Annotated in this window: 9 protein-coding genes; 2 read left to right on the forward strand and 7 right to left on the reverse strand. The window is 36.0% G+C overall.

The window, feature by feature from the left end; all coding sequences use genetic code 11:
• Positions 1 to 19: 19 nt before the first annotated feature.
• Positions 20 to 2,401 carry an outer membrane beta-barrel family protein gene (locus E0Z07_RS07545; protein ID WP_131540530.1) on the reverse strand — a complete coding sequence of 794 codons (2,382 nt, stop codon included), beginning with the start codon at positions 2,399 to 2,401 and terminating at the stop codon, positions 20 to 22.
• Between the two features lie 467 nt (positions 2,402 to 2,868).
• Here E0Z07_RS07545 and E0Z07_RS07550 point away from each other — a divergent pair, with 467 nt between their 5' ends.
• Entirely contained in the window at positions 2,869 to 3,153 is a 285-nt protein-coding gene (locus tag E0Z07_RS07550) for a helix-turn-helix domain-containing protein (protein ID WP_006257431.1), read from the forward strand.
• Between the two features lie 116 nt (positions 3,154 to 3,269).
• On the opposite strand, the gene E0Z07_RS07555 is transcribed toward E0Z07_RS07550, so the two are convergent.
• The 6 genes from E0Z07_RS07555 to E0Z07_RS07580 all read right to left on the reverse strand — a co-directional run bounded on the left by E0Z07_RS07555 (position 3,270) and on the right by E0Z07_RS07580 (position 11,756).
• Positions 3,270 to 4,271 carry a beta-ketoacyl-ACP synthase III gene (locus E0Z07_RS07555; RefSeq protein WP_006262766.1) on the reverse strand — a complete coding sequence of 334 codons (1,002 nt, stop codon included), beginning with the start codon at positions 4,269 to 4,271 and terminating at the stop codon, positions 3,270 to 3,272.
• Positions 4,272 to 4,434: 163 nt separating this feature from the next.
• Entirely contained in the window at positions 4,435 to 5,331 is an 897-nt protein-coding gene (locus E0Z07_RS07560) for a helix-turn-helix domain-containing protein (protein WP_006262767.1), read from the reverse strand.
• A 198-nt stretch (positions 5,332 to 5,529) separates the two neighbouring features.
• On the reverse strand, positions 5,530 to 8,715 hold the full coding sequence (locus E0Z07_RS07565; protein WP_131540531.1) for an efflux RND transporter permease subunit: 3,186 nt from the start codon (positions 8,713 to 8,715) through the stop codon (positions 5,530 to 5,532).
• Between the two features lie 27 nt (positions 8,716 to 8,742).
• Complete coding sequence (locus tag E0Z07_RS07570; RefSeq protein WP_131540532.1) at positions 8,743 to 9,804, reverse strand: efflux RND transporter periplasmic adaptor subunit; 1,062 nt, start codon at positions 9,802 to 9,804, stop codon at positions 8,743 to 8,745.
• Between the two features lie 30 nt (positions 9,805 to 9,834).
• Positions 9,835 to 11,154 carry a TolC family protein gene (locus E0Z07_RS07575; RefSeq protein ID WP_131540533.1) on the reverse strand — a complete coding sequence of 440 codons (1,320 nt, stop codon included), beginning with the start codon at positions 11,152 to 11,154 and terminating at the stop codon, positions 9,835 to 9,837.
• Positions 11,154 to 11,756, reverse strand: a complete 603-nt coding sequence (locus E0Z07_RS07580; protein WP_006257424.1) for a TetR/AcrR family transcriptional regulator — start codon at positions 11,754 to 11,756, stop codon at positions 11,154 to 11,156. The genes E0Z07_RS07575 and E0Z07_RS07580 overlap by 1 nt, the downstream gene beginning before the upstream one ends.
• 1,093 nt (positions 11,757 to 12,849) lie before the next feature.
• Here E0Z07_RS07580 and E0Z07_RS07585 point away from each other — a divergent pair.
• Positions 12,850 to 13,815: a hypothetical protein gene (locus tag E0Z07_RS07585; RefSeq protein ID WP_225581565.1), complete on the forward strand. Its 966-nt coding sequence runs from the start codon at positions 12,850 to 12,852 to the stop codon at positions 13,813 to 13,815.
• The last annotated feature ends 111 nt before the right edge of the window (positions 13,816 to 13,926 follow it).

Below are 13,926 nucleotides of genomic sequence, written 5' to 3' on the forward strand. Positions count from 1 at the left end.
TGTAGTAGGTTGTATTATATTATTTTCTGTTTCTTTCTTCAGCGTTACCACCTTGGTGATCTCTTACTTTGATCTTACTATTTCCAAATGAGTAACTTACACCTAAATTGAAATAACGTTGGTCGTAGTAGTTATAGTATTTTTGATTTACATTGTTTGTATTGGTAGAAGCTGTCTGCGAACCAGTTTTAAAGATGTCATTAGCATAGATTGATAGGTTTAACTTTTTGTCAAGCATGGCGTATTTCATTCCTAAGTTTAATGCATAGACCTCAGTTACTTCCCAGATACCTACTTTTAAACTTGGTTGGTACCAGAAGTCTACTTGAGCAGTCCATGTCTTAGATGAGTTTAGATAAGCTGTATTATTCGATGTGAAGTAATAACCACCTCCATTGTTTATGTCTAATTTTACATCTTTACTAAGTTTAGATTCAGCATAGAATGCATAGAAACCATTTTGAGATTGTAACCAAGGGAACGTATTAAATGTATAACTCATTCCAGCATTATATCTTGTATAATCTAATATATTATCTCGTAGATAAAGTGTTTTATTAGTTGCTATATCTACTATTGGATACTGAGAGTATTCGTCTTTCGTATTCGAATAAGACATACTAAAGTCTAGTTTACCTTTATAGTTATAATTAAATTCTACTTTATCCGTAAAGGCTGGTTGTAGTTTAGGGTTTCCTTCAGCTACACTATATTCAGTGATGTACCATTTAAAAGGATTCAACTCCCAAAATGCAGGTCTAGAGATACGTCTGTTATAGTTGATCGATACTGTATTATCATCATTTACCTTATAAGCTATATAGACAGTAGGGAATAGTTTCGCATAGTTCTTTTTATTCTTGATGTCATATACCACAGATGTCCCAGTAGTCTGTGTTGTTTCTAATCTCAATCCTACTTGAGCAGTCCATTTATCATTAAATTCTTTACTAGCATTAATGTATAAAGCTTGTGTATTTTCTTTGTATTCAAAGTTGTCTTTTTGTTTCAAGTCTTCTATTGGTGTACCAGATGATAGATTAAAGAAGTTTGTTTTGTTATTTGTTACAACGAAACTTGCCTTAGCTCCATAAGATAATTTAGCCCATTTTAAGGGTTGTTCGAAGTCTATCTTAGCGCTGAAGTTTTCTATTTTTTGATTACCCGTAGAGTTTGCTATGAACATATTGTTAACAGAGTTATCAACAGTTGTTGTATTTGTGTTGAAAAGTCTCTCTTTGTTGTTCACATAGTTGAAGTAATCAACATCTATTGAATACTTAGTTCCTAGAGTATCAATCTTATGTACTAAGTTTATGTTAGCAGAGTGAGTGTTATTAACTCCGTCATTTTTAGCGTTAGTTTTGACGTATTTCACAGGGTTATTAACAAGGTTGTTAACAGTGATAAGACCACCATCATCAAACTTAGGATCTCCCGTTCCTCCATTGTATTGAGCGCCTATAGATGTTTTATCAGTGATTTGATAATCTATCTGGAAGTTACCCGATAAGTAGTCATTATTGTTGTAACGCGTACTTTTTCCATTCCAAGTTTCAGTTGGATAGTATACTGTTGAGTTCTCTACTACATTGTAACCTCCTTTACTACCAGTAATTCCTGCTTTTAGTGATACTTTATCTTTATTATAGCTAAACACATCACTAATTCTGAATAGGTTCTTAGTAGACTGTTTATAACCTGCACTGATTTGGTTATTCCACGCATCAGGAAGAGCTTCTTTTAAGATGATGTTGATTAATCCACTATTTCCTTCAGCATCATATTTAGCAGGAGGTGTAGTGATTACCTCTATTTTTTTGATATTGTCAGAAGGAATACTTTTTAAGTATTGTAGTAGTTGTTCACCAGTTAGCTGTACTAGTTTATCATTTATCATTACACGTACATTACTTTTACCTACTATAGAGATGTTCTCGTTATCTACTTTTAGACTAGGAGTTAGTTTTAATAAATCTACAGCATCGTTATTCGTAGCGTGTACAGAGTTCTCTATATTAAACACAGTGCGATCTACTTTGCGCTCGAATACCTTCTTAGTCGACTCTACTACGATCTCGTCTAGTTTAGTATCTTGTTGTATCGTGATAGTTCCTAAGTCTAAAGACTGGTTTACCTCTATATTTTTATCATAGGCTTTTACTCCGAAACTGTGTATCTGGAACGCGTATGTATTATTTTCTATATCGTGTATCTCGAAAGTTCCTTGTTCGTTTGTGAAGGCAGATTGTACTAAGTTACCTTTTGTATCTAGCAAGTATATTTCTGCAAAGTCCACAGGAGCCTTTTCTGTATTTTGTACAGATCCTTTTAATGTGTTTTGTGCATTTACACTTAATGCAGTTAAGAATAAAGCAGTTGAGATAAATAATGCTTTCATTGAGTTTTATAGTTTACTTGTTTGTAAAGTATAATTCTATTTGTGTGCCAATAAATTAAATGTAATGTAAGGTGTTGTTTTTTAGTTGATTGTGTTTGTTTAAGAAAAGAGTACTGTTCATTATCGAACAGCTTTTTTCTGAAAATGAACATTTTTGAACACCAAAGGTCAGTAATGTTCTGTAGAAGTGAAAAAAGTTGTACAGTTGTACGAATTGATAGGTCTATAAACAAAGAAAACTGCTTGGGGAAGCAGTTTTCTTAGGCTAGATTATATGATTAATGAATTTCAAATTGAAGTTTTAATCATTTTGAGCTAGACTGGCTTGTTGTTTATGAAAATTTGTTCTACAAAATTAAGTATATTTTTGATATGTTTTACTTTATATGCAGAAAAGTGGTACTTTTGTTACATAGATTAGTGTAAAATTAGTGTTTTACGGGAAGTCAGTCTTTAAAAGTAATGCTATGGATATTGATAGAATCAAGAGTATAAGAAAGAATTCAGGCTATTCACAAGAGTATGTCGCTGAAAGATTAGGAATTTCGCAAAAAGCATATTCTGATATTGAGAGTGGAAAAACAAAGCTAAAGAATGAGGTGTTGTATGAAATCGCTAAGATTTTAGAAATATCTCCAGCAGCTATTTGTCCTATTTCTTGTGAATGTATCTCTAATATAGAGAATAAGCACAATGAGCTTTTAGCTTATTTAGATGCGAAAGGGATAGAGTACCCAGCTAAGTATATCTAAGAAATAGATGAACAAACTTTCATTAAGAAGAGAGTTTATACCGAAATAAGAGATATAAAAAAAGTCCTTCGAATATGGTGTTATTCGAAGGACTTTTTATGTATTTACAAAGTTGATTATATTGACCAACGCAATAAGCTAGCTCCCCATGAGAACCCTGCTCCAAATGCTGTTAGAAGCACTAAGTCTCCTTTTTTAATCTTATCTGTATTTTCCCAAATACACAGTGGGATAGTTGCTGCAATAGTGTTACCGTAGTTAGCGATATTGACTAATGTCTTCTCTTCTTGTATCTCTATTTGTTTCCCTACTGCATCGATGATTCTTTTATTTGCCTGATGAGGTACCAGCCAGTTGACATCCTCTACAGTAAGGTTGTTTCTTTCTAGAACATTTAGACAAGCATCACTCATAGACTGTATAGCCTGTTTGAAGACTACTTTTCCATCTTGTTTGATATATTTTTTGTCATCATCCTCTTCTAGATCAGTATTAGGATATAATGAACCACCACCCTCTATATTTAAGAATGCTTTTCCTTGGCCATTACTCTGCATTAGTGCATCCATAACCCCTATCTCTGTAGAAGGCTCTAACCATACTGCACCTGCACCATCACCGAATAGTATATTCGTAGAGCGATCATGAATATTGACGTACGCACTGATCTTATCTGCCCCGATGACTACTACGTTTTTATAACGTTGGCTTTCTACTAGAGAAGCTCCTAGGTCTAATGCATATAAAAATCCCGAACAGGCAGCATTGACATCGAATCCCCATACATTCTCTATCCCTAATTTTTCGCATACAATATTTGCTGTAGCAGGCATAGGCATATCAGGTGTAGACGTAGCTACTATGATAGCGTCTATATCTGTTAGTTTTTTGTTATAGGTAGTGATTAGATTTTCTATGGCTCTTACAGCCATATCAGAAGTAGCTAGTCCTTTCTCAAGTATTCTTCTCTCTTTTATTCCTGTTCTTTTTGTAATCCATTCATCAGACGTGTCTGTTACCTTAGCTAAGTCCTCATTCGTTCTTTTTTGCTCAGGTACATACCCACCGATCGCTGTGATATTTGCGTATATAGTTTTGTGAGTAGTTGTTTTTATCATATTGTTATGCGTCTTTATTTCAAGTGAGTTAAATCTTCTTAACTCTTGCTATCTTTAGATTTTATGCATCAAATATCGTTATTATTACTTGTTTTATAATAGATAATTAAACGGCAATAATTGTCTAAAAGACGTTTTTATACCAAAGGCTTCTAAATAAACTTTATAGATTATTTTTAAAATCAGTAGGAGATACTCCTGCATGCGTTTTAAAAAACTTACTAAACACGGATAAATCTGTAAAGTTCAACTCATTAATGATATCTGTGATAGATGATTTAGGATTTCTAAGGAGTACCTTAGCCTCTAAGATTATGGTTTCAGATATGATTTGTTTTGGCGTTTTTTGGAACACCTCTACTATGATTTTTGTAAGGTGCTTTCTACTGATATACATGGATTCTGCATAGAACTGTACACTTCTCTCTTTCTTGAAATGAGTTGAAACAAGGTAAATGAATTTTTTTGCCAACTCTTCTCTCCTCATCAGTTTAGTATTACTTTTTTGTAATACAGTTTTGCTGTAGAAGTTGCCTAGTTCATACATCAGTATAGAGAAGTGGTGTATGATGAGTTGTTTAGCATAGATATTATCTGTGTTATAAGACAGTTGTGTCAGCCTTTTGATATTGTTTTTAAACTCTCTAAACACCTCTCTAGTCAAGGTGATAATCTTAGGGTATTCAGAAGATAAGAAAGAAACCAAACTATGAGATTTGACGTGAAACCCCGCTTCTAAGAATAGGTCTGGGTCAATGAATACCGTCTTTACAGAGAAGTCTTCTGTTAGTCTTTTGATCTCAAAGAATTGATTAGGTAGCACTACTAGTAAGTCATCCTTTTTAATGATAGTAGGTTCTAGATTAATCGTAATCTCACATCTACCCCCTGTCACTAAGATTAACCCAAAGGTGGTAAACTGATAAGGTTTATCAATAACGAAATACTGCTTGTGCTTAGGGCCTATATCTAGTATAGCTAATCTTTTGTCCGTTAGAACATTCTTATAGCGATGCGTTATATCGCTTAGAGAATAGACTTGTATATATGAAGTATCCACGATGAATCTACAGTTTTAATTATTTTCTAAAATTAGTGATTAGATTGTAGATAGAAGTTAATATAGATTAATAAACGTATGAGAGAGTTTGATTATTATCTATCTATAAAACAGCTATACATAAGTGCTATAAAATCAAAACCTCTGAGAGAATATGATATCTCCCAGAGGTTTCTACTTGTTGTTATGAATGTTCTATTATTTTTTATCTATATGTTTAGCTGTGAACTCATCGATAAAGCCTTCATTGTAGTCATAGTCAGCAGTCATTAGCTCATTGTAATCTACTTTTTCTTTTTTAGAGAATCGGCTTCCTATCTTGTCGAAGATAGAGTAGATGATAGGCACGATGACTAAGGTCAGTAGTAGAGAGGATAGTAGTCCTCCGATGATCACTACTGCTAGTCCGTTATTCATCTCAGCACCTGCACCATTCGCTAATGCGATAGGCACCATCCCGATTACCATCGCGATAGTCGTCATTAAGATTGGGCGTAGACGCGCATGGTTAGCGGCAATTAATGCATCGTGTACACTATCTCCAGCATCTACTCTGTGATTAGCAAAGTCTACTAGTAAGATAGCATTCTTACACACCAGACCGATTAGCATAATGATACCCAGTATCGTGAATATATTCAGTGATATATTCGCTATCGCTAATGCTAATAATGCTCCAATGAATGATAACGGTACAGAGAAGATTACGATGAATGGTTTAGAGAAACTATCATATAGCGCTACCATTACTAAGTAGACTAATATAATAGCAGCTAATAAGGCTACTCCCAGTGTACCAAATCCTTCTTCTTGATCCTCCATCGTTCCAGTCCATAAGTACTTAACCCCAGGTTTTATAGTCAGTTGTTCGAACTGTGGTACCCACTCTTCTGCTATCGCACCAGGAGCACGTCCTATCGTTTGAGATTTAATAGTCACAGACGGACTCTTATCTCTACGCTCTAGGATAGAGGGACCAGAACTATACTTAATATCTGCGAACTGAGCTAGTTTTATATCTTGCCCTACATTATTCTTAAAGCTGATCTCTTTTACATCATCTATCGTCGTTCTAGCATATTCCTGAAATCTGATATTGATGTCGTACTCATATTCTCCAGCTCTAAACTTACCATCTGTATTCCCGTTGAACGCTGTTTGCATGGTCATACCTACTGTGTACATATCTAGACCTAGTGCAGCCATCTTATCACGGTTTACCTGTACATTGATTTCAGGGCTACCCGTTTCCGTAGTCAGCTTTGTCTCCATCGTACCCGGTATTTTATCTAATAGCTCTTTCGCCTGTATAGCGAAGTCCATAGCATCGTCTAAGGTAGATCCTGTTACTGTTAAGGCTAGAGGTGCTTCTTCAGCTCCGATTAGTCCTACAGGTACTGTTTTTACTTTAGCCTCAGCGATGAGTGGTGCTAGCTCATTCTTTAGCTGTGCAGCATATACGAATGAGTTCTCTTTACGCTCTTTCTTATCCGTTAAGATTATGTGTATCTCAGACTTGTATTTAGTAGCTTGTGCTCCACCATATCCTTCAGAAGATTGACCTACTGTAGTGATCATATCTACTATATCAGGTTTAGTGCTTAAGAAGTCTTCTACCTTTTGAGTTACTTTATTTGTCTGTTGTAATGACGCATCTTTATCTAGCTCTAACTGTACTAAGAATTCTCCTTTATCTGTCTTAGGGAAGAACTCTGCTCCGATATATCCCATCGGTAATAAAGCGATCGATGCAAAGAATGATATCGCTACGATAACAATAACAATGATTGTGTTACGAGTAGAGTTTAACGACCACACTAGTAGATTAGAAATCCCATGTGTGAATGAGTTTAACCCCTTTTCGAATCCATGTATAATCTTACCAAAGAAGGTAGAGGGCTTAATCACTTCGATACGTCCATATCTAGAGAATAACCATGGTACAATAGTGAATGATACTAATAAGGATAGCATAGTCGCTATAATTACAGTCACACAGAATTGTTTAATGATATTCGGTACTAGACCTGATGACATCGCGATCGGTAAGAATACAACTACGATTACTAAAGTAATAGCTGTAACAGTGAACCCAATCTCTTTAGCCCCATCATACGATGCACGTACTTTGTTTTTACCCATCTCCATGTGTCGGTGGATATTCTCTATCACTACGATGGCGTCATCCACTAGGATACCTACTACTAAGGATAGAGCTAGTAAACTCAGTAAGTTTAGCGTATACCCCAATAAATATATCCCGATAAATGTAGCAATCAAAGATAGTGGGATAGCCACCATCACGATGATTGCGTTTCTCAAACTGTGTAAGAAGAACAACATCACGAATGCCACTAAAACTATCGCTAAGAATAAGTCAAACATTACAGCATTCGCTGCCTCTAGGGTGAACTCTGAAGAGTCATTCGCTACTTTTATCTTTAAGTTTTGATCACTGTAGTTGCGTTCTACTTCTGTGATAGTCTCATGTGTTAGCTCTGATACAGTCACCGCATTGGCATCAGACTGTTTGATGACTTGCATTAAGATAGTAGATTGCTGATTTAGACGGGCGATCTTTTCGATCTCTTTAATACCGTCCTGTACATCAGCTACATCACCTAAGCGAATATCTATACCCCCCTGAGAAGCGATGACTAGCTTTCTCATTTCCTCTACATCCTTGTATTTCCCTTCTAGGCGGATGATGGTTTGTTTGTCATTCGACTTTACGTTACCTGTAGGGAAGTCTAGGTTAGACCCTAAGATGATCTGCTGTACCATAGGTACGCTCAGACCATAGGCTTCTAGCTTTTTAGGGTCTAATAATACCTGTATTTGTCTTTCTTCACCTCCGATAAGCTCTACCTTAGCTACTCCATTCACACGAGAGAAGATAGGTTGTATCTTTTTGTCTAATAAGTCATATAGCTCTTTCTCTGTTAAGTCACTCGTGATACTTAGTGTAAGAATAGGTAAGTCACTCAGTGAATATTTTTGTAGCGAAGGAGGATCTACGTCCTTAGGTAAGTCCTTTAGGATAGCGTTGATCTTGCGCTGCGCATCGTTAAGAGATAGGTCTACGTCAGCAGTAGAGTTTAAGTATATCATCACGGTAGACAAACTCTCGAATGACATGGCTTCTACTTTCTTTACGTTCTCTAGCGAGGCTACAGCATCTTCTATCTTTTTGGTTACAGTGTTTTCTATCTCAGCAGGTGAAGCTCCTGGATAGACTGTGGCTACTGTAATTACGTTTACTTCGAACTTAGGAATTAATTCGTAACTCAGATTTTTATAACTAAATAAACCACCTAGTAGTAATGTGATGAACATTACGATAATGATACTAGGACGTTTTATTGATATTTCGGCTATTTTCATAAGTCGATCCTTTGATTTTAGAGGATGTTATTTAATGATTGATACAGGCGCACCTTCTGTTAGGTTAATTTGCCCTGATGTGATAACAGTCTCACCTTCTTTAAGACCTTCTAGTACTTCTACGAAGTCTCCGAAGTTACGACCAGCTACTACTTTCTTAGCTACTGCTTTGCCTTGTACGATAGTGTACACCTGATTAGAACTAACACTACCTACGAATGCATTACGTGGTACTAATAGGATAGGAGTACCAGCATCTTTCTCTCCATCGAACAGTGCTGAGCCATACATACCTGCTCTTAATTTGTTTTCTTGGTTGTTAGCAATTAATAAGTCTACAGGATAGTTAAGCGCAGCATCTGCTTTAGGAGCGATGAATGTCACTTTACCTTGGAAGGTGTCATTAGGTAATACACTTGCTTTTACCGTAATAATATCTCCTTCTTTTAGATTAGCCACATGGCTCTCATCTACATTCACTCTTAACTTAAGCTGTGCTACATTCACTAGATCAAATAGCGGAGCACCTGGCGCTACGAAAGATCCTAACTCTACGTGTTTCTTATTAATGATACCACTGATAGGAGCCTTAATATTAGCATCACTTGCCGTGATACGAGCAGACTTCAGGTTAGCCTCTGCATTTTTTAGCATAAGACGCACTTGATCCAGCTGTTGTTGAGTCACTCCCCCAGTCTTAAAAGCACTCTCAAATCGAGTAGCATCAGCTTTAGCAGTAGCTAAGGTGGCTTCGGCATTCTGTATCTGTACATTGATCTGATCGCTATTTACCAGTGCTAATACTTGACCTTTCTGTACACGAGACCCTTCATCTACTAATAGTTTATGGATACGTCCAGGTGTTTCTGCGGAAATTGTTACTTCTTGTTCTGGCATGAAGTTTCCATTTGCTTTATAGGAAGCATCGAATACCTGTAGTTTAGCCTGTTCTGCTCTTACCGTTACCTCTGCACTGCGTTCAGCCACGATAGCAGTTTCGCGGTCATTCTTAGCTTTATTACTCGATAATATATAGACAAGACCTCCTCCTAAAACGACTAGTACTAAGGCGATAATAATTTTTTTCATGATGATAGTGATGTTAGATTTTTTGTACGATTAATCTAATAATGTCTTTAACTCTCCTTGAGCTTTTATTAATTGGATCTGTGCTAGTTTATAGTCTAGCATAGATGTAGTATAGTTATTCTCTGCCTCCGTATACGCATTCTCAGCATTGAGTAAGTCTGTTAGTGAAGCCAGACCGTGCTTATAGTTATTCTGAATATTAGACAGTATACTTTTGGCTAAACTTACATTATCTTTCTGAATATCTATGGTGATTAGAGCATTCTCTAGGGACTTCTGCGCATTGCTAAAGTCTAGTGATAGTGCCTCTTTCACATCGTGTATTTGTACATCCACTTTCTTTTGTTCGATTTCTACTTGTCTCACCTTAGAGCGTGTAGCAAACCCACTAAACACAGGTATCTTTAGTTGTAATCCTACTGCTGAGGTATTCATCCAATACACTTTATCTGCTGTAGAACCTCCCCATGGTAGTTTGTCTCCAAGCCCTTGATAAGCGAAGTTTCCGAAGGCTGCTAACGATGGATAATAGTCCGCAACGATAGACTTTCTCTTGTACTCTAGTAGGTCTTTTTGTTTCTCTAATAGGTGTATTTCTGTTCTGTCATCTATTCTATTCTCTGCTAGTATACCACTGTCATCTACTGTGAAAGTCGTGTCTGGCATCGTGATAGGCGTGTTCACATCCATTCCCATAAAGAACTTTAGTGCATTCTCTTGTAAGTCTATCGCATTGACGATCTTCTGTCTAGTAGCTTTGATATTACTAAGACTCACCTTAGTACGGTCTAGGTCTATCTGCGTAGCCAGTCCATTGCTGTGTAGGTTCTCTATAATATCTTTTATTTTCGTAGTACTCTCTATCGTAGTCTCTATCGTCTTCAGCATAGCTTTCGTCTGATATACCTGATAGTATGTACTCGCTACTTTCTCTATAATTTGCTCATCTGTAAGCTCCTTATTGATAATGTAAAATTCTTTAGCAGTGCGTGCCGCTTTAAGCCCCATGAAGACAGCTTGGTTAAACAGTACTTGTGATGCTGTAGCAGTGATACTAGAGTTCCACTTTAGATTGAAAGGAATCATCTGTGTCTGTCCACCCATCGTTAGAGGCATCTCCTGTATCTTCACATTGTTCAGTAAGTTCGCTTCTATATCTATACGAGGTAGTGCATTCGCTCTGACTTCTTCTATCTGATACTGACTGTTCTCGATATCCAGGCTAGCTTGCTTAGCCTCAGCTTTGTGCTGTAAGGCATAGTGCAGTGCATCTTTAAGACTTAAAGGCTCCTGTGCATTTACAATAAAAGTCGCTAATAGTGTAATAAGCGTTATTTTAAAGCTGTTCATTATCTATTCTTCTGGGTTAATTCTTTGTATATTTTTAAGCCTTTATCCGTAGCGATACTGCGTATGTGATACTCTAGGTGTAGTGCATGTATCTCTAGATGACTATAGCCCGAGTCAGGGAAGTAGTCTAGGTCTTCTATCGCCACTAAGGATGCGATGTGAAATCTAGCTACATAGTCTATGTCTATCTCAGAACGATATACTCCTTCTTTGATCCCTTTTTCAAGGTTCTGTTCTATAAGGCGTACATATTTTTTCTCATGAAATACCTTTTGCTTTTGTGCTAGTTTAGGATAATACTTCGTCAGCTGATAGAAGCAAGCAGAAGAGTCTATTAAGAAGGTCTCATTGATGTCATCATGTGCAGCTAGTATTTCTGGGATAGCTTCTTTACCCTCTTTTAGCGTCTGCTCTATTGTGTTTAGAAACTTAGCATTTATACTCGCCAGTGCTTTTTCTATTAATTCTGGTTTAGAAGCATAGTGTTGGTAGATTGTTTTTTTAGAGATACTTAATTCTGCTGCGATATCATCCATAGTCACAGTTTTAAAACCTTGACTAAGAAACATTTGGGTTGCTTTTTCTAATATTTGGGTTTCCATGTTCTTAATTATTTGTAGGGCAAATATAGTTTGGAAACGTTAATAATAAATTCGTTTCCATGCTAATTAGGGAAACTTTAACGTATGTATTAGTTTTTTAAACTTTGTAAAATATTGTATATGAGTGTGTAATGTTCTTTTCTAGAGAAAACTTTTTGATATAAAAAAGTTTCTAAACAAAGTGAAGAATAGGTTATAACGATCATATTTACGAACAATATTGTCTCGCTTAGAAGATATACTCATCTTTAGAGGTACTGCAATGCTATCTACTACTGAAACCTTTGTTAGTACTGCGTCGCGTTTGATTTTTGAGCACTGTTCGCATAGTTATCGGATACCTATCGCATAGTGGTCACATAATTAAGGCTGTTTTTTATGCGATCACTATGCTATCAAATTACGATTGCGATAGTAGCAATGCATTTGAGATTGGAGTAGGGCGAAAGGAATATTTGTGATAATAGGGACACTAAAATGACCATCGCTACAGGAAGGTAACTAATGTAATGGGAGGTGTTTGGTTTGTGGGTATGAGATGATTCGGGTGTGAGATGAATATAGTTCGGAAAATAACCTTTTACCCTAGTAAATACTGCATATTACCGAACACTATCCGAAGGATATGAGAGTTAATATATGTTGTGTTTTGAGTATTAGTGAGTTGTGATTATATGTGCTAGTCATAGTAAGGCAATACATCCATAAGAAGGCATTATCACCATAATAGACTATTATGGAGATTTATAGTTTGCGAGTTAAGTATTTACAATTTGATTAGTTATTTTTTACTGATGAATTTCTAGAAATTAGGATTCGATTAGGGTTAGGGTTGAAACTTGAAAAATAAGCTTAATTAAAAAGACTTATTTATAACTAAGTCTTTTAGTGTCATGTCAGGTTGTAAATGACAGAGCTCCAAAGTTTAGAATTGCACTTAAATAGATAAGAAAGAATAAAAATGATATTGCTTTTTGTTAATTAGTGAGTGATTAATTTGTTTAAATATTAATTAAATATAATAAAGTGTTGTATTTTAGGGTTATATAAATAAATGTAGAGGTGCTACTAAATTATTGAATAGGATATAGATATGTATAGAGTTTTATTAATAAACATGATCTCATTAGTACTGCTGTTTAGTAGCTGTAAGGATGATGAAGAGCAGGTGGTTATTGATACCTCTATAGAGGAGGTCATGATGGAGAGTATTGATGCTATGGATGAGACTAATTTTGGTTGGGAGTTAATAGAGTTAACTACAGAAGAGAAGAAAGCTAGATTAAGTGCACTCTACGCAGGACAAGAGGTGGAGGTGATTACAGATAGTATATTAGGTGTGATTACTAGATTTAAGAAACAAATGATAGATTTAAATCAAGTATTGGGTGTGCCTGATAGACGCTATTTTTTTGATAATCCTGAATTGTTACCAGTATTGATTCCTCATAAAATTAATTATGTCGATGGTACTTCTGGTGAGGCGGCAGGAATCTATGTAACTACAAAACGTATTAGTAGTGAAGAACGCCAAAGAGATAATGTACTGACAGATCTAGATAAAGAAAGAATAACCCAACTAGAATTGAAAGTATGGGAAGTATATGATGAGTCTGTGAATGTATTCGGGTATCTCGTAGAAAGACCTATACGTTCTATTGTCTATAATGGTACGATAGATATGCTAAAGCACAATACGTATGAGATTAGTGGTAAGGAGCCATTAATAAAGACAGAGATAGGTGAAGTAAAGTTACTGAAAGCAGATGAGAATGAAGTGACGCTAGACTTGCCTTATAACAGCGATTATTATGTGGTAGTCTATGGAATATCTGAAGAGAATAAGGTCATAAGAGATATCTCTAGAACTGGAGAAACTAAAAATATAAAAAAAGGGATACCTCATAAAGGGAGGGATCAGGTGTATATCGCATTTGCTCATCCGATAGAGAAGCTTATGATCAGGGTGTATAAACGAGCTGAGGTTACCTCACTCCCTTTTAGCTTTGAGCATCGTATAGCGCCTGATACGGAAGAAAGACTGATGACCGATAACTAGGGATTAGTCTATATAGTCGTGGCGTTCTGTACTAAAGTTAGGTATATAGGTGTACTACTGCTAGGAGGAGATAAGAGGATTAAATAGCATAATCAACATATATTAAGAATA

It is taken from the genome of Myroides odoratimimus (genome assembly GCF_004337635.1).
Lineage (GTDB): Bacteria > Bacteroidota > Bacteroidia > Flavobacteriales > Flavobacteriaceae > Flavobacterium > Flavobacterium odoratimimum.

Bases quoted from the DNA above. Each gene is read 5' to 3' on its own strand.
- E0Z07_RS07575 (WP_131540533.1), bottom strand. From the start codon at position 11,154: ATGAACAGCTTTAAAATAACGCTTATTACACTATTAGCGACTTTTATT.
- E0Z07_RS07545 (WP_131540530.1), bottom strand. From the start codon at position 2,401: ATGAAAGCATTATTTATCTCAACTGCTTTATTCTTAACTGCATTAAGT.
- E0Z07_RS07565 (WP_131540531.1), bottom strand. From the start codon at position 8,715: ATGAAAATAGCCGAAATATCAATAAAACGTCCTAGTATCATTATCGTA.
- E0Z07_RS07570 (WP_131540532.1), bottom strand. From the start codon at position 9,804: ATGAAAAAAATTATTATCGCCTTAGTACTAGTCGTTTTAGGAGGAGGT.
- E0Z07_RS07580 (WP_006257424.1), bottom strand. From the start codon at position 11,756: ATGGAAACCCAAATATTAGAAAAAGCAACCCAAATGTTTCTTAGTCAA.
- E0Z07_RS07555 (WP_006262766.1), bottom strand. From the start codon at position 4,271: ATGATAAAAACAACTACTCACAAAACTATATACGCAAATATCACAGCG.
- E0Z07_RS07585 (WP_225581565.1), top strand. From the start codon at position 12,850: ATGTATAGAGTTTTATTAATAAACATGATCTCATTAGTACTGCTGTTT.
- E0Z07_RS07550 (WP_006257431.1), top strand. From the start codon at position 2,869: ATGGATATTGATAGAATCAAGAGTATAAGAAAGAATTCAGGCTATTCA.